The sequence below is a fragment of the Cellvibrio zantedeschiae genome (assembly GCF_014652535.1).
GTDB lineage: Bacteria > Pseudomonadota > Gammaproteobacteria > Pseudomonadales > Cellvibrionaceae > Cellvibrio > Cellvibrio zantedeschiae.
Genome location: NZ_BMYZ01000001.1, coordinates 2,280,949 through 2,298,207 on the forward strand (window position 1 = coordinate 2,280,949; position 17,259 = coordinate 2,298,207).

A 17,259-nucleotide genomic window follows, 5' to 3' on the forward strand; every position below is an offset into this window, starting at 1 on the left:
TTTACTCAACAGCTGACGAAGGAATTACTGTGCCCGAACTTATTGCTCCCCCCGACAAACACACGCTTGGTGCTTACGGCATTTGGTTGTTTAACGAAAAGCATCCACAAATTAAAAAAATTAAAAAGGAAGTTTCGCCCAGCGTGCACGGCGACCGACACTGGGATTCAAGTTATCTACTCATGGATTATTTTACCTACCACGCGCCTACAAAAAAAATGCGCGTTCTGGATGTAGGCTGTGGCTGGGGACCAACGTCAATTTTCTTTGCCAGCAAAGGCTGCAAGGTTACAGGTATGGATGTTGATGCCGATGTGTTTGCGTTTTTAGATGCGCAGGCAGAATTCAACGATGTAAAAGTTTCCAAACTGACTTGCGCCATGAAGGACATGAAGAAAAAAGATTTGGAGAACTTTGATGTGATTGTCGGCGGCGATATTTGCTTTTGGGATGAACTCGCCGACGAATGGTTTGCCATGCTCAAACGTGCCGCACAAGCAGGCGTAAAAAAAGTTGTATTGGCTGACCCAGGCCGCAGCCCCTTTTTAGCCTTGATTGATAAGTGTGAAAAACGTTGGCCAACCGATTTATTGATGTGGTATGCGATTGAACCGAAAAAGTTTGAAGGCAGTCTAATGGTAGTTACACTTAATAAGTAATTCAGTTACGAACTAGTGAACCTGGGACAAGGCCTTATCAATATCCACACCCAAAGTAATTGCACCAATCGATTTTTGGGTTTGTGGATGCAACAAAGGTGCGCTCACCTGAACCTGAAAGCGTTTGGAAGAAGCATCGTACTTAATCTTATCAAAATAAATAGTTTGCGCAGGCATGTTGAATACCTGCGTAAACTTTTCTTCATCTCCCTGCCAGTAATCTGACGTCATATCGGCAACGGCTACATTGTAACCCCGTTCATCCATTACAATAATTTCAGATAACAAATCTTTTGAACTCGCGGTAAATTGTCCCAACAAATGCGATATAGTTTGGTTAACCACAGCTTTGGGGAAATTTAAATTATTAACTTTAAAGGCAAGCTGCCACTGCTCATCAATTAGCTTTAACTGATTCACTGGTTTGCTTTTATTGGCCGCATTTTGTTGGATAACCGCCGCAATAATATCTTTATTGCCCCTAATTTTTTGCAGCCAGGGAAAAATCATTTTTTGGATACCATCTTTTTCGCTAGCAGACAAATCAAATCCCTGGGTTGAACAAGAGCTGATACGATTGTTAAAAGCGCTTAAAAAATCTGGCTGCTGGCTTAAAAAAGGCACACCAAAATAAACACCTAAAGGCATGTAGCGAAAGAAACGCGATTTATAATCGCGGGAAGATACATTCATTTTTTCTGTTGTTTTTTCAAAAATCTCTTTATCCAGCAGCACTGCATCAATTCGCTTGCTAAATAAAAGTTTTACCAGCTGCTCAATATTATTAGCCGTTACAAAATCGCTATAGCCTTCGTTACTCAAAATCGCTTCCTGCTGGCTACCCAGAATCACGCCTATTTGAAAATGCTCTTTCCACGAAGTTGGCGCCGTCATATCGGTTCGCCAAAACCAATACCAGTTTTCCAAAACAAGGGGGGCAGAAAACGTAGCAAAATCGCTGGCATCATCAATAGCAACGGCGGTAAAGAAGCCATCAATTACACTGGAATGAACATCTTGCCGTGCGCGACGCCACGGCAAAGAACGGATTTCGTATTTAACTTGCATCTTTTCTAAAATGCATTTTACGTGATCAACAGAACCACCCTGAACCAAATCGCCAGCTTGCTGCGTTTTCTTTTGCAACACATTAGTACCCAAAACCACAAAGGGTTTTTCTACTTCAGCCGCGTAGACCGAGTTAGCCAATAATAATGCTGTCAAGATGTACAGAAGTTTCATAGCAAGGCGTCCGTATATCCATTAAATGCGTAGCTCAGAAGAACTTATTTATTCTAGTGTAGATAAGGTTTAGAGCAACATTACACTCTATTGCGAGTTTTTATTCTTAGGTTTACAAATTTATGTAACGGATTGTTAATGTGCAGTTTTATTATAAGCCTAAGACTTCCATATTTAGGGCTTCCATATTGATGGATTCCAATACACAGGCGGCAAGCTTATCCAATGCCTGTTCACGCAGCTGATTAAGATCAATAACCACAATATTTTCAGCACCACACCAACCTAAAATTGCACTGCAAGCCTCTTTCGAATCAAAAAGCCCATGCAAGTAGGTTCCCATTACTTGCTCATCTACACTTACTGCACCGTCAGGAACCTTCAAGTTGTCAACTGTTTTAAAATAAACTGCAGGACGTGAAAGTGCAGCGCCGCTACTGACACCACAATGAATTTCATAACCTTGAATGGGTGTAGTTAAATCCCACAGAACACCCTCCTGTTGACGCAATATTTTTTCTGCAGTCAATTCAGTGCTTAATTCCAAATATCCCAACCCCGGAGTGTCACCGGGAATATCTTCCACACCCAATGGATCATCAATCGATTCGCCCAACATCTGCATACCACCACAAATACCAATTACTTTTCCACCGTAACGCAAATGTTTGGCGATTGATTTATCCCAGCCTTGAGCACGCAAAAAATGTAAATCCGCACGCACATTTTTACTGCCGGGCAAAATAATTAAATCAACAGGCGGAATTACTTGCTCTGGCCCAACCCAAAAAAACTCAACATCGGGATGCAAGCGCAACACATCAAAATCATTGTGGTTGGAAATACGTGGGAATACTAAAACCGCAACGCGAATTTTAGTGTTGGCTTTAGTCGCGACATTTCGCTCAAGTGCGTCTTCAGCATCCAACACTAAACCGTGAATATAGGGAATGACACCCAACACAGGTTTTCCCGTTTTTTGTTCCAGCCAATCCAATCCCGATTGCAACAAACTTAGGTCGCCGCGAAAACGATTGATCACAAAACCTATTACGCGATTTTGCTCAGAGGGACTTAGCAAATCCAAAGTGCCAACCAAATGCGCAAATACACCGCCGCGATCTATATCCGCAATAATAATGACGGGGCAATCAACAGCTTCAGCAAAACCCATATTGGCAATATCACGGTCGCGTAAATTAATTTCTGCCGGGCTGCCCGCTCCTTCTACCACAATTACATCATATTGGTTTTGCAAACGTCGGTAAGAATCCAACACTGCATCCATGGCGCGGGTTTTATAGTCATGATAAACCGCTGCGTCCATATCACTGACGGCTCGCCCCTGAATAATAATTTGCGCCTTGGTATCACTTGTAGGCTTAATTAAAATCGGATTCATGTCCGTGTGCGGCTGCAAACCTGCTGCTTGCGCCTGCAAAGCTTGTGCACGGCCAATTTCGCCCCCATCGATAGTCACTGCAGAATTCAAAGCCATATTTTGCGGTTTGAACGGAACAACTGAAACACCGCGATTTTTTAATATGCGACAGAGCGCAGCCACTAGCGTTGTTTTGCCAGCATCTGAAGTGGTGCCCTGAATCATGATAGAATTAGACATCGTTATACAAAACCAATTTCTACAAACCTAAAATAACTGACCCAACTCGTATTAGCTGGAAATATTATGACAAGCTCGTGGGATATAAAGCCGTTAAACACTACTAACACAACTGTCATTACCGGGAATATCAATCAAAAAACTAAACCGCTTGGCGCATTGGGCGATTTGGAAATATTGGCAACACAAATTGCACTTATCCAGCAAACACCAAAAATTAATATTAACCCAGTGATGGTTGTTTTTGCAGCGGATCACGGCATTGCCGACGAAGGCGTGAGCATAGCACCGAGTATTGTCACCCAACAAATGGTGTTGAATTTTTTGCAGGGTGGCGCCGCTATCAATTGTTTTTGTCGCACACAAAACCTGCCGCTATTTGTAGTTGATGCAGGCATAAAATATCCCATAGAGCCTTACCCCAAGGATTTAATTAGCCAGCGCATTGGCTCAGGCACAAATAATTTTGCGCATACATCGGCAATGAGTATTGCAGATGCAGAACGTGCACTTGATTTAGGTACGAACCTGGCCAATGATTTTATCCAACGTGGATTTAATACACTTGCCTTCGGTGAAATGGGCATTGGCAATTCAAGTTCAGCTGCCGCTTTATTAGCCGCCATTACTGGCGAACCTGTCGAACATTGTTGCGGCAGAGGCACGGGTATTAGCGATGAACAATTGATGAAAAAAATCCAGTTAATTACACAGGGTTTAAAACGTATTTCATCTAAAGCACCCCTATATCTTTTAAGTGAAGTCGGCGGATTTGAAATTGCACAAATCTGCGGCGCTATGCTAGCAACTGCTCAAGCAGGAAAAACTATTGTCGTGGATGGCTTTATTGCATCTACCGCTGCTTTGGTTGCAATAGAAATAAATCCCGCTGCCAGGGATTACATGATTTTTGCACATAAATCCCACGAACAGGGACACCAGATATTGCTTAAAAAACTTAATGCCAAACCCTTACTGGACTTAGGCTTGCGTTTAGGTGAAGGCACTGGCGCTGCTTTGGCGCTGCCGTTATTAAAAGCTGCCGAAAGTTTTTACAACGACATGGCAACCTTTGCGAGCACTGGAATCACCGTTGATGCTTAAAGCCATACAAGATGAATTCAATTTATTTTTTCTGGCGTTGGGTTATTTCAGCCGAATCCCTATGCCGAAATGGGTTGTGTACAGCACCGAAAATTTGAATCACGCCAGCCGCTATTTCACATTGGTCGGTTGGTTATTAGGTTTATGTGTTGGTGGAATTTATTTTCTCAGCCATCAATTTTTTTCTACCAACATCAGTATTTGGCTGTGCATGTTATTTAGTCTTTTATTGACCGGTGCGTTTCACGAGGATGGATTAGCTGATACTGCCGACGGATTAGGCGGCGGATTTACCCGTGAACGCAAATTGGAAATCATGAAAGACAGCCGCATTGGCACTTACGGTACTTGTGCGCTACTGATGGCATTAGTGGGTAAATTCATTCTGTTGCAAGAAACAACCCAGATTATCCTTTGTTTATGTATTGCTTATGCATTAAGCCGCATGCTCGCCAGCAGTTTATTGTTCACCATGCCCAGCGCCAGCTCGCCCGAAAACGAAAAAGTAAAACCACTTGCGAAAACCCAGTCGCGTTTAGATATGCTGGTGTTGATAGCCTGCGGCCTTCCCGTTATTTTTCTAATCAGCATCAAAACCTTTTTATTATTGTTATTGCTGCTGGTTGTTTTACGCTATCTCTTACAGATCTATTTCAATCGTCATTTAGGTGGCGTTACCGGTGATTGCCTGGGAGCATCGCAACAGGTTACGGAATTGTGTATTTATTTATTATTAGTCAGTCAAGGCTACTAATTTAAAACCCAAAGAGATAAACATGAGCATAACATTGGTGATAGGTGGCGCCCGCTCGGGAAAATCTAAATACGCGGAACAGCTTGCGATAAATAGTCAGCTCCCGGTAACTTATGTGGCCACGGCAACAGCGTTAGATGCCGAAATGGAAGCACGTATTATTCACCATCAAACTCGCCGCCCTGTAGATTGGGCGCTCCATGAATGCCCGCTCGATTTGGCTAACTTATTAGAAAACGAAGCCCAAAAAGAACATACCATTTTAGTGGACTGCCTGACACTCTGGCTTAACAACCAACTCTATAAAGACTCCACGCAAAACTTTTCTCTGCTATTCTCAGAATTAGTAGAAGCCATTAAAGATTCGCCAGCAAAAATTATTTTAGTTAGCAATGAGGTGGGTTTGGGCATAATTCCTTTGGGGGAGGTCACTCGCCAATTTGTGGATGAAGCCGGGCGTTTGAACCAGTTCTTGGCACAAGTTGCCGATCAAGTCATTTTTACGGTTGCAGGTTTGCCGCTAGTATTGAAACAAGCCTAATGAAAAATTATTCGCAAACATGTTTCAGCGGTTCCCGAGGAAGACTGCTATGAAAGCACGCTATTTCAGTTTTGTTCGCCACGGCAAGGTCGAGGGCCCGGCAGCGCTTTATGGCAAAACTGATATAGCTTCCAGTATTCGCGGGCGGCAAGAATTAATAGCAGGGCTGGAACGATTGCATCAAGAAACGCCCATAGATTTTATTTTTAGCTCGCCACTACAGCGTTGCGCACAAACGGCAGAAGAATTCGCCACCCACCATTTACTGCCCATATTCCTGGAACCTGATTTACAAGAATGTGATTTTGGCGATTGGGATGGAGTAGATTTCAATGCATTACAAAACCAATGGCCTGCATTGGAAAAATTTTGGCAATCACCATTAGATATCTCACCGCCTCAGGGTGAAAACTTGCAAACATTTTATAACCGAATTAATACAAGTTGGCAGGATATTCAAACACAGCAATACTGTGATCACACATTAATTCTGTGCCACGGTGGCACTATACGTATGGTGCTAGCAGCGTTGTTAAAAATTCCGCTGGAGTCGCCGCTGTTTGCACAACTACGAATTGATTATTGTTCACATACACGGATAGAAGTTAGCGATGCTGCGGGGGCAAAACCTATTGTTCGCTGGATAGGTGCACCGCTTTAACAAGCATTAATTTATTATTGTTATGTTGAATTGTTGAAAGTCTACTATGAGTGGGAGTCGTCATCCTCGCGTAGCGGGGATCCACGGGGCTGGCCACCCAGTTGTTAAAAATCTAAATCAAAAGCTGGATCCCCGCTACGCGAGGATGACGACTCCCTACTAAATAAACTACCACTCAATTCCCTTCTGCGCTTTCACACCAGAATCAAACGCGTGCTTGATAGCTTTCACTTCACTAAATGTATCTGCCAAATCTTCCAAATATTTTTTAGCACCACGCCCGGTGATAATGACATTTTGACTAATGGGACGATTCTCAATTGCGCTGACTACTTTGTCTTTGTCGAGATATTTATAGTTGAGCATATAAGTTAATTCATCCATCAAGACCAAATGAATTTCCGGATCATTAAATATATGTTCACATTCAGCCCATACTTGCTCTGCCGCCGCTTTATCCTGCTCGGCATTTTGGGTTTCCCAGGTAAAGCCTGTGCCCATGACAAAATATTCGAGTTTTGGATTTTCTCCACGAAAAACACTTTCCGTTAGAAAATTCTTTTCGCCACATTCCCAAGTACCTTTAATAAATTGCACTATGGCGACTTTATAGCCATGACCTAAACAGCGCAAAGCCGTACCAAAACCGGAACTACTTTTTCCTTTGCCATCGCCAGTCAACACAATTACTACACCGCGATCCTCTGTAGCGCGAGCAATTTTTGCATCCACAATTTCTTTGCGCTGCTGCATACGCTCCTGATGGCGTTTAGCTTTTTCGTCGGTCATGGAATAGCTCCTGAAAAATCACATTATAAAAAAGGCGCGATAAACGCGCCCTTAGTTTTACGCTGCTAAAACTTAAAAACGGTAAGTTGCATGCGCGCTGTAGGTCTGTTTAGGTTGCGGATACAAATAAGTACCTCTCCAACTTGTACCTTCGTAATCTGAATATTTTTCACCGGTCAGGTTCTTAACACGCAAACCTAATTCCAGCGCATTAATGTCCCACAAAATATTAAGATTAAACAAGGTTACAGGGTCAACCTGATCTTGGCTATTGGCATTATCACCCACTAAATAACGGCTGCCGATGTAATTGGCATCAATACTGACGTTAATGTTTTTAATAAAAGTAAATACAATACCTAAGTTCGCAGTGTTTTTGGCAACATAGGGAACAGCTTTATCTTTAAAGCTACCCGAGGTTAATTCTGCATCGGTGTAAGTGTAGTTACCGTGCAAGCCGACTTGTTCGCTTAATTGCACCTCACCATCAAACAACAAACCCTGACGCTCAGATTCTGGCAAGTTGATATTGGCACCATATGCGCCCGCCATAGGGTCATACATAATTTCGTTATCAACCACCATATTGAACAAACTGTATTTTACGCTGGCAGATTCTGCTGTCCACGCCAAACCCAATTCTTGTGATTTACTGGTTTGCACTTCAAGGAAATCTACATCTGGCTCAACAAAACCATTTTCATCTGCATTTGCAAAACGGAAACCATCTGCATAGCGGCCAAACACACGCCAATTAGAATCAATTTGATAATTAATACCAAACTCGCCGATATTGACTGAATCGCTATGCTTGTTCGACAAAGCACGATTTTTATCATCAACACTCGCGTGACGCAAACCAGCATTCAAAGTTACCGTTTTAGTCGCGGGATAAATAACCTGGGCATAAACGTCTTGCTGTTTTTGTGAAATGTCAGTGTAGCCATCTTCAGTAGAGTAATCCGCATCTACCTGATCATAACCGAAAGTAATGACTGCATTACCATTTGCGGTTGGCAATGAACCCACAAGACGCGGAGTAAGATTTTTTACGCGCATTTCATAGGCATTACCGTAAGGATAATAACCGTCAGTTTTGTCGTAATCTTCGTAAAGGTATTCACCGGTTTCATCGCGATCTGAATATTCAGCTAACAATGACCAGTTATCCAAAAACTTAACTTCGCCGCCAACGCGACTCAAATCTGTATCTTGATTCGAGTAATCGTCCGGAGTGTTAGAGTGACGTGGATTTTTAACTGCATCTTTTGCCAACAAATTACCTGGTAAACCTAACTCATCTTCAATTTTTTGCTTTTCAATAAATACATTGCCGAGCTCAAAATCGTAAGCAATTTTTCCCAACACATTGGTCACTTCTGAACGGTTGTTTTCACGGTAGTTATCAAGCTCACGCTTTTGCGCACTCAGGTTATAGCTCAAACCATTATTAAAACCCTGGCTTACACTCGCCGTGTAATTTTTCAAATCGTAATTGCCAGATTCTGCGCTAACAACTGCATTCAAATCGCCAGCTTTAGCTTTGCGCGTAATGATATTAATTACACCACCTACGGCTTGATCACCGTAAAGAACGCCTGCACTACCCTGTACAATTTCAACGCGTTCAACATCCTTCACTGCGACTGTATTTAACGCAGGACCTGCAAGACTTGGATTATTTAATTTACGTCCATCAACCAATACCAAGGTATTGCTGGATGCATTAGCGGAAAAACCACGCATAGCAACAGTTACGTTGCGGCCGCCACTGCCATCCAAATCCTGAATCTGAATCCCTGCTTGCGTGCGCAAAATTTCTGTAATCGTAGTTGCACCGCTCAAACGAATTTGCTCGGCATCAATCACTTTAATTTGCGTAGCCACGGGCATAGCTGGGCCTTCGCTACGGGTAGCACTCACCACAACCGTTTCGATTTTTTCATCGACAGCAAAAGCTGAGGGGATAAACGCGATTGACAATAAAGCCGCGCTAATAGGCGTTAATGCGAAAGATTTGAAAGACATAATTTCCTCAATCCAAAAAAATGGGATGAGGGAGGGGAAGCGGGAATAATGCGCGAGACTAATTTTACACAGCCCCGTAAAACACAGAATTTCCACCGATGTTGCCCTCCGCGACATCGTGAATATAGGGTTTTGAGGCTGGTATCGGACTTATTACCTGAATAAAACAGGCCTATTTACCGTTGCGGGGGCAGTGTTGGCTTTGCTACATCTATGAGCGCACCAAACTTCCCATTTAATTTGACCCTTGCTGTCGCTGAAAAAAGCAGCGATTTGGCACGTCAAACACCTCGGCGCGCAGGGTAAGAGTTTGAAGAGAGCGAGTCAAGCAGAAATACTATTTAGCCGGTTTGCGTTTTATATATACGGTTCGATGAACACGTGCCACCAACTTCTGATCGGCACCAAATATTTCTACCACAAATTCTGGCAGATATTTTTCTCCATCAGCAGTTGCTGCGCGGATTTCTGCAATTTTTTCTTCGGTGAGAGTGAATTTTGCGGTGACGTGTGTACGACCGGGGGAAATAAAATCAATCTCGGCTTTTTTATCCCACACATAATAATCGCGCCCCAGATTTTCCATGAGCATCAACATGTACCAAGGGTCGGTCATGGCGAATAAGTTGCCGCCAAATTGCGTGCGAACATTGTTGCGGTTGTACCAACGCAATTTTAAAGCAATTTCTATTTCGCGAAAGTTATTGGTGATGCGCGTTACTTTGATGGCGTTAAAAAACAAAGGTGGCCATAAATTAATGATGTGTCGCAGAGTATTGGCTTTCATACTATTGGCCTTTATAAATGCGCAACGCGGTTAGTGGGAATAATAACGACGCCATCATCGCGGCAATCCACATGAGCAGTTACACCATATACCTTTGCAAGATTTTCTGGTGTGAGTACCTTTACGGGCTCACCTTCTGCAACCAGCTTACCGTGATGCATTAAAATCAAGCGCGAACAAAAACGCGCTGCCAAACTTAAATCATGTAGCGCTGCAATAACTGCCCCGCCCTGCTGCGCGTGGGATTGTAGCAATTCCATAATGTGCAATTGGTGATATACATCCAAGGCCGCAATGGGCTCATCTGCCAGAATCAATTTGGGATTGCCCGCAAAAACACGAGCCAATAATGCACGCTGTAATTCACCGCCCGATAATTCTGTTACCGGGCGCTCCGCCAATGTGTGAATATCTGTCATGGTTAACGCATGTTGAATGGCAGCTTCATCTTCAGCACTGCTATTGACCGCAGAATTCCAGGGCGAGCGGCCAAGTGCAACCAGATTTTTTACGCTCAAAGGCCACGCAGGTGTTTCATGCTGCGCGAGGTAAGCCATAAAACGCGCGCGAACTTGCGCGGGAATTTTTTCTACCAAGGTGGGAATATTTTGCGGTGCGAGACTGACCTCGCCTGATTTTGGTTTTACCAAAGCAGCAAGCATGCGCAAGAGCGAACTTTTGCCAGCACCGTTAGGGCCGATCAAACCAACAAACTCACCAGCCTCAACATGCATAGTCATGTGCTCAACAACTGTTTTGTTGCCAAGGCTCAGGGATAAATTACTTGCCGATAAATAATTCATGTTAAATCCAACGCGAACGCGTTTTTAAAATTAACATTAAAAAGAATGGCCCACCCACCAATGAAGTAACCACACCTAATTTTAATTCGCGTGCAACATCTAGTTGCCGCACTAAAATATCTGCACCTAGTACCAAAAGCGCACCGCCTAAAGCACTGGCAATTAAAAGTCGCCCTGGTGTATGGCCAACCAATGGCCGCAATAAATGCGGCACCACCAAACCGACAAAACCAATACTGCCGCTCACAGCAACTGATGCGCCCACACACAAGGCCAAACCCGCTAATAGTAAATTGCGTTCTCGCAATGGACTAAAGCCCAAGGTTGAAGCCGTTTCTTCGCCAAGACTTAGCGCATTTAAAAAACGGTAGCGACTTAATAATAAAACCCAACCCACAATAATAAAGGGCGCAGCTATGTAAACGTGATGTATGTTGCGATTGGCGAGCGAGCCCATCAACCAAAAAACAATTTCCTGCATGGCAAATAAACTGGGTGCAAAATTCAATGCAACGCCAATCATGGCCCCAGCGATTGCATTAATCGCAACGCCCGCCAAAATTAATGAAAGTACACTACTGCGAAAACCTGCTAATAAATACACCAGCACCAAGGCAACCAAAGCACCGAGAATGGCAGCAACAGGTAATAAATACCAAACGCTAGTTGCCAAACCAAAATACAACACTAATACAGCACCAAATGCGGCACCACTGGAAACACCTAAAATCCCTGGTTCCGCCAACGGGTTGCGCAAAAAGCCTTGCATAGCTGCGCCCGCCAAACCCAAAGTTGCACCCACCAAAATAGCCAGCAGAACACGGGGTAAGCGAATTTCCCACACAACGGTTTGATGCAACGACGGTGTGTGACTCAACAAATCTTTTATCGCCTGAACGACTGATATTGATGCATTACCCATAGTGAGCGAAAAAATAAATGTCGCCACCACACCAAACGCAAGCAATGAAATCAAAATTGGAAATGAATTTTTTTGCACGTGAGTTCCTTGTTATCAGTAAGGCAAGCTTTTGCGCTGCTGCATTAGACTTTCAATCGCATCTGCCGCGACAGGTGCCACACAGGATAAGGTAGATGGCAAGCGAATAATTTTTACATGATTGCTGCGCAAGGCAGGATGCTCCACATACTCTTGCGCGAGCGAAAATGCCTGCACATCAGAGGCTTCAAGAATAATTACTTTAGGTTGGGCGAGAATAAGTTCTTCTAAATCCAGCTGCCGAAATCCAACAATATTTTTATCGAGAGCGAGATTATGAAAACCGGCGCGCGTCATTAATTCATTTTCTACCGTATCGCTACCTATCACCACGCCATTGGATGAATACCAAAAACCGGGAACAGGTTTTATTGTTTTCCGTGCTTCATCTAACTGTGCCAATTTTTGCTCCAGTTCTTGCGCCATAACTTCTGCTTCTGCTGGTCGGCTAACCAAATCGCCAAAACGACGAATGTGGGTGGATATATCATCCAGGTTGCGCGGCAAATCCAACAGCTCTACGCGAAAATTCAACTGTTTTAATAACGCCCTGAGATCAGACGACGTAAAAGTGCCCGCCAAAACCAAATCAGGATTGCGCGGCACTATGTCTTCCGCAAGGCCACGATTTAAATTGTATTTTTTTGCTTGCTCAGCCACCGATGAAAATTGTGGGTTCGCAGAGAGGTAATACAGTGAATCTACGCGTGCGGGCTCTACGAGCTTAATGAGCAGTGCATCTAAACAAAGATTGATAGAAACGATACGTTGCGCGGTAACAACTTCCTCTGCACACGTAGCTTGAATGAAGGAAAAGAAGGTTAGCGCAAAAGCCAGTACAAAACGTATATTGCGCATAAAAAGAATCACAGTGCAGGTGAGCGGTTAATTCAAGGCTAGCAATCACCAGCCTTGAACTCATTTGCGCTGGATTATAACGGATTCAACCAAGCTGCGCCGCGCACTCCACTCGAATCACCGTGAACGGCTTGAACGATGGGTGTATCGCATTCAAAACCAAATACGTAATTACTCAGGAGTTGCGGAACGGTAGTGTAAATTTCTGCAATATTGGAAGCACCACCACCCAGCACGATAATGTCCGGATCCATAATATTGATCACTGCCGCCAAACCACGCGCAAGCTGATCAAAGTAAGCGTCCAATACCTGGCGGGCATGGATTTCTTCTTTCGCGGCGCGCTCGGCAATTTCGTGGCCTTTTAATTTCAAGCCAGTCACCATCTCGTAGGATTTGCACAAGCCAGTACCGGAAAGAAAAGTTTCCTGACAGCCGGATTTACCGCAGTAGCAAGGGCGCGCTTCCAATTCGGAGTCGTGCGTCCAAGGCAAGGAGTTGTGCCCCCACTCCCCCGCTACACCATTTGGCCCAACAATGGGTTGGCCTTTAAAGGCTACACCGGCGCCGCAGCCGGTTCCCAAAATCCCTGCAAAAACGAGGTCAGACCCGCGACCTGCACCGTCAGTCGCTTCGGAAACCGCAAGGCAGTTCGCATCGTTAGTGACTTTTACATCTCGGCTCAAATGCGCGGAGAGATCTTTTTGGAAGGGCATTCCATTCAACCAAGTCGAATTGGCATTCTTAACAAAACCGGTTTTGCGCGAAATGGTTCCTGGAATGCCGATGCCTACAGGAATATTCTTCTGACCAGCGGCAGCTTCTGCTTGGGTGACAAGACTCCCGATGTCGCGCAAGGTTGCGGCGTAGTCGTCGCGAACCGTAGGTATGCGGGTGCGGAACAGCTCCTGACTACTGCCATTCAGCAAAATCACCTCAGTTTTGGTACCACCAAGGTCTATTCCAATTCGAAAATCTGTCATTTTATGAAACCCGTTACATAGGAAAGGCGCGATTATAGGTTTTTGGCGTTACACAACGCAAATCACGGATTGCAAAGACCTTTTGCCTTTGCTGAATGGCCATTTAGATCATTTGCGCTACACTCATAGAAATCTTATAGATCCCTGACTCGATGTAGAAGCCTATGACTCAAGAACGCCGTCGCTTTAGCCGAATTGATTTTGATGCCCGCGTGGAAATCGCGCAAGGTGATAAAAACTGGCAAGCACAACTATTGGATGTTTCACTAAAAGGTTTGTTGCTCGCTAAACTTAGCCCCTACCAATTACAACCTAATACGCCCCTGCTCGTAAAAATTATATTGTCGGACCAAACCAGCATTGCCATGTCCACCCAAGTGGTGCATCAAACACTGGAGCAGTTGCATTTGGCTTGCGTGTCCATTGATATAGATAGCATCAGCCATTTGCGCCGCCTTATCGAACTCAATATCGGCGACGCTGCGGCGGCTGAACGTGAATTATCTGAATTGATTGCCAGTGCTGATAACTAAGTTTAATTACTAACTCAGCCTAAGGTGGATTATTGAGGTTAACCGCATGAACTATGATGACCGCAGAGCGAGCCCGCGCTACCCATTACGCGCCTTTGCTGAATTAGGTAGCTCAGATAGAGAATGGGCTGCTCACGTTTTGGATATTTCTTATTACGGCGCGCGCATTGCTCTACTGGATGAATACAATCTCTGCGCAGGCGATCCCATTCGTTTGCGTTTGGAAATTCCTGAAATGCAAGTTCCTGAAGGCATGCTGCCCTATTTGCATTTGGAGGGCACGCTCGTTCATCAACAAGAACATATGCTCGGCATTCAATACGAACCTGCAAGCGAATTGGACGCTGAATTGTTAAAACAAATTCTCGCCAACCTTAATAAATAATAACCATTCATAAATTACAGCTCATCCAACACATTTTACTCGCAGCGAGCGCGCAATTTTAACTTGCTACACGCACTGAAAATCGCCGCGCTAACGCAGTAACAACCAATGCAATTGCAATCAGGATTGTTGCAAGGGTAAACACCCAATGCATACCCGCCACTACAGCTTCTGAATGAATATCGCCCGCCCTTTTAACCCCATAGGCATAGACTGCGCCCATCACAGAAGCACCAGTGATCAACCCTAAATTACGCGAAAGATTCAACATGCCGGAAACCAAACCGCGTTGATCAGAAGTACCCGCGGCCATTACCGATGTGTTGTTAGCAACCTGAAACAGGGCATAGCCGACAGTCATGAGGATAAGCGGCGCTAAATAGCCCGCAATATGAGTTGGCATTATTACCAGCAGACTTGCACCAAGGAGCATGCCGACCAAACCAAGAATGCTTGTTGATTCCGTACCAAACCTATCCACAATGCGGCCTGCGGGAACACCCGTAAGCGCGGAGACAATGGGGCCGGCGGACATCAAAAGCCCTGCCCCCGCAGCATTCAACCCCAGTGCTCCTGTTAAATAAAATGGTCCCACGACCAAGGTGGCCATAATCACTGTTGCAACCAAAGTGCTGCTAACAAATCCTGCGTTTAACAGTGGATTACGAAACAGCCCCAAGTGAACCAAAGGAGAGACTGCCCTTCTCTCAATTACGATAAAAACCCAAACACCTAAGGCTGCACCCATGAGCAAAGCAAGATTCACCAAACCAAAATTGCCATGCCCTAAGGTAACCGCCAACGAATAAAGCATCAGTGCAATCGCCAGTGATGAGATACCGCCAAGATCAAAATGCTGAGAATCAAAACGAGAACGTTCAGCAAGCGGGCGTTGCGACGGCAAGTAGCAATAAGCCATTACCAACGCGACAATCCCCAAGGACAAATTGATTAGAAAAATCGCCCGCCAGCCCAAGTAGGCAATCAACACTCCACCCAGTGAAGGGCCAAGTGCGGTGCCTATTGCAGACATAGTGCCCAGCAAACCCATTGCGCTACCGGCTTTATCCTTGGGAACAATATCGCCCACAAAGGCCATAGTCAGAGCCATCATAGCCGCCGCGCCAGCGCCTTGAATCAGACGAGCGCAGATCAGTAGCCACAAATCATTAGCCAAACCACATGCTACCGATGCAAGGCTAAACACAACCAATCCCATCAACAGCAAACGACGACGCCCCAGCAGGTCGCCCAAGCGCCCCATAGTTACCACCAGCACGGTCATAGCGAGCAGGTAGGCGATGACCACCCATTGCACATTCTGAAAGGACGCGCTGAATGCTGAAGCCAATGTGGGCAAACCTATATTGGCGATACTGGTTCCCAAAGACGACAGCAACATAATGAGCGCGAGGCTCGCTATTGCCCAAGATTTGGAAGACTTCTGCCCATGGTTTATTGATTGCTCTGCACTAATCGAATTCACGATAAATCCCCTTCTCAATTCAAGATGAATTTATCTTAAGATCGCCTTTCGACAGGCGGAAGACGCAGCACTTGCAATTGATTAGTGCACACAGCGCCACACCAAAATACAAAGCATGCTAAAGTCAAAGCATGACAACTCCCGATTTCAACCTACTGATTACCCTCGACGCCGTACTTGCCGAAGGCAGTGTGGTTAAAGCGGCACAACGCTTGGGCTTAAGTCCATCGGCCATGAGCCGCGCACTTGCTCGCCTACGGGAAACCACCGGCGACCCATTGTTGGTTCGCGCAGGGCGCGGGCTTGTACCCACCCCCAGAGCTATAGAGTTACGCGAGAGAGTCAGTTTACTGGTGCAAGAAACCACAAGCGTGTTACGCCCGGCAGAAACGCCGGATCTATCGCGATTGGAGCGGAGCTTTACCCTGCGCACCAGCGAAGGTTTTGTCGAAAACTTCGGTGCAGCACTACTCGCCCGCATCAACACAGAAGCGCCCGGCGTGCGAATTTGCTTCTTGCAAAAACCCAATAAAGAAAGCAGTGCATTGCGCGATGGAAGTGTCGATTTGGAAACGGGTGTTATCGATGAAACCACAGGCCCGGAGTTGCGCACACGCGCACTCTTTCGCGACCGGTTTATTGGTGTTGTCACTAATGGACATACGCTGTGCAATGAAAAAATAACAGCCGAAAATTATGCCGCGGGAAATCATATTCACGTATCGCGGCGCGGATTTGCAAAGGGACAAATTGACGATGCGCTTGAACTACTTGGATTGAAACGCAATGTCGCAACTGTTGTGGGAGGTTTTGCAACGGCAATTGCACTGGCGCGCGCGTCAAAATTAATTGCAAATGTGCCAGAGCGTCACACCGGGAATTTGCGGGCGGGCATGTACACATTTCCACTGCCATTTGCGACACAAGAATTTACCGTCTCTATGATTTGGCACCCGAGAATGGATGCCGACCCGGTACACCGTTGGTTGCGCGGATTGTTGTTGGATATTTGCGCAGCGGAGTAA

At 45.2% G+C, this 17,259-nt stretch carries 18 protein-coding genes and 1 riboswitch; of the genes, 8 read left to right on the forward strand and 10 right to left on the reverse strand.

The features are described from left to right. The first annotated feature begins 29 nt into the window (after nt 1–29). Nucleotides 30–659, forward strand: coding sequence for a class I SAM-dependent methyltransferase (locus IE104_RS10115; RefSeq protein WP_189417991.1), 630 nt, complete (start codon nt 30–32; stop codon nt 657–659). A gap of 12 nt (nt 660–671) precedes the next feature. Here IE104_RS10115 and IE104_RS10120 read toward each other — a convergent pair whose 3' ends face one another. Beyond that, nucleotides 672–1,901, reverse strand: a complete 1,230-nt coding sequence (locus IE104_RS10120; RefSeq protein ID WP_189417992.1) for a substrate-binding periplasmic protein — start codon at nt 1,899–1,901, stop codon at nt 672–674. A 151-nt stretch (nt 1,902–2,052) separates the two neighbouring features. After that, nucleotides 2,053–3,522, reverse strand: a complete 1,470-nt coding sequence (locus tag IE104_RS10125) for a cobyric acid synthase (protein ID WP_189417994.1) — start codon at nt 3,520–3,522, stop codon at nt 2,053–2,055. Between the two features lie 66 nt (nt 3,523–3,588). Between IE104_RS10125 and cobT the strand changes: the two genes are divergently transcribed. The 4 genes from cobT to IE104_RS10145 are packed head-to-tail and all read left to right on the forward strand — an operon-like array spanning nt 3,589 to nt 6,582. Then, nucleotides 3,589–4,626: a nicotinate-nucleotide--dimethylbenzimidazole phosphoribosyltransferase gene (gene cobT / locus IE104_RS10130; protein WP_189417996.1), complete on the forward strand. Its 1,038-nt coding sequence runs from the start codon at nt 3,589–3,591 to the stop codon at nt 4,624–4,626. Continuing rightward, a complete protein-coding gene (locus IE104_RS10135; protein WP_229837767.1) occupies nt 4,619–5,380 on the forward strand; it encodes an adenosylcobinamide-GDP ribazoletransferase in 762 nt (253 codons plus the stop codon). Before cobT ends, IE104_RS10135 begins: the two co-directional genes overlap by 8 nt. Before the next feature lie 22 nt (nt 5,381–5,402). Further along, entirely contained in the window at nt 5,403–5,921 is a 519-nt protein-coding gene (gene cobU, locus IE104_RS10140; RefSeq protein WP_189417998.1) for a bifunctional adenosylcobinamide kinase/adenosylcobinamide-phosphate guanylyltransferase, read from the forward strand. A gap of 49 nt (nt 5,922–5,970) precedes the next feature. Beyond that, nucleotides 5,971–6,582, forward strand: a complete 612-nt coding sequence (locus IE104_RS10145; RefSeq protein ID WP_189418000.1) for a histidine phosphatase family protein — start codon at nt 5,971–5,973, stop codon at nt 6,580–6,582. Nucleotides 6,583–6,750: 168 nt separating this feature from the next. On the opposite strand, the gene cobO is transcribed toward IE104_RS10145, so the two are convergent. The 7 genes from cobO to IE104_RS10180 form a co-directional block, all read right to left on the reverse strand. Then, complete coding sequence (gene cobO, locus IE104_RS10150) at nt 6,751–7,371, reverse strand: cob(I)yrinic acid a,c-diamide adenosyltransferase (RefSeq protein WP_189418002.1); 621 nt, start codon at nt 7,369–7,371, stop codon at nt 6,751–6,753. 72 nt (nt 7,372–7,443) lie between these two features. Further along, nucleotides 7,444–9,399: a TonB-dependent receptor gene (locus IE104_RS10155; RefSeq protein ID WP_189418003.1), complete on the reverse strand. Its 1,956-nt coding sequence runs from the start codon at nt 9,397–9,399 to the stop codon at nt 7,444–7,446. Nucleotides 9,400–9,533: 134 nt separating this feature from the next. Continuing rightward, nucleotides 9,534–9,691, reverse strand: a riboswitch (cobalamin riboswitch). A 45-nt stretch (nt 9,692–9,736) separates the two neighbouring features. Further along, on the reverse strand, nt 9,737–10,186 hold the full coding sequence (locus IE104_RS10160) for a DUF4442 domain-containing protein (protein WP_189418005.1): 450 nt from the start codon (nt 10,184–10,186) through the stop codon (nt 9,737–9,739). A gap of 11 nt (nt 10,187–10,197) precedes the next feature. Beyond that, nucleotides 10,198–10,989 (reverse strand): ABC transporter ATP-binding protein, encoded by a 792-nt coding sequence (locus tag IE104_RS10165; protein WP_189418006.1) that lies wholly within the window; start codon nt 10,987–10,989, stop codon nt 10,198–10,200. Between the two features lies 1 nt (nt 10,990). Continuing rightward, nucleotides 10,991–11,989: a FecCD family ABC transporter permease gene (locus IE104_RS10170; RefSeq protein WP_229837768.1), complete on the reverse strand. Its 999-nt coding sequence runs from the start codon at nt 11,987–11,989 to the stop codon at nt 10,991–10,993. Between the two features lie 15 nt (nt 11,990–12,004). Continuing rightward, entirely contained in the window at nt 12,005–12,847 is an 843-nt protein-coding gene (locus IE104_RS10175) for an ABC transporter substrate-binding protein (RefSeq protein WP_189418008.1), read from the reverse strand. Nucleotides 12,848–12,921: 74 nt separating this feature from the next. After that, nucleotides 12,922–13,830, reverse strand: a complete 909-nt coding sequence (locus IE104_RS10180) for an ROK family protein (protein ID WP_189418010.1) — start codon at nt 13,828–13,830, stop codon at nt 12,922–12,924. 164 nt (nt 13,831–13,994) lie between these two features. Between IE104_RS10180 and IE104_RS10185 the strand changes: the two genes are divergently transcribed. Both IE104_RS10185 and IE104_RS10190 read left to right on the forward strand, forming a co-directional pair. Continuing rightward, entirely contained in the window at nt 13,995–14,363 is a 369-nt protein-coding gene (locus tag IE104_RS10185; protein ID WP_189418012.1) for a PilZ domain-containing protein, read from the forward strand. 46 nt (nt 14,364–14,409) lie between these two features. Beyond that, nucleotides 14,410–14,748, forward strand: coding sequence for a PilZ domain-containing protein (locus IE104_RS10190; protein ID WP_189418014.1), 339 nt, complete (start codon nt 14,410–14,412; stop codon nt 14,746–14,748). Nucleotides 14,749–14,806: 58 nt separating this feature from the next. Here IE104_RS10190 and IE104_RS10195 read toward each other — a convergent pair whose 3' ends face one another. Then, complete coding sequence (locus IE104_RS10195) at nt 14,807–16,234, reverse strand: MFS transporter (RefSeq protein WP_229837769.1); 1,428 nt, start codon at nt 16,232–16,234, stop codon at nt 14,807–14,809. A 131-nt stretch (nt 16,235–16,365) separates the two neighbouring features. Here IE104_RS10195 and IE104_RS10200 point away from each other — a divergent pair, with 131 nt between their 5' ends. Next, nucleotides 16,366–17,259, forward strand: a complete 894-nt coding sequence (locus IE104_RS10200) for a LysR family transcriptional regulator (protein ID WP_189418016.1) — start codon at nt 16,366–16,368, stop codon at nt 17,257–17,259.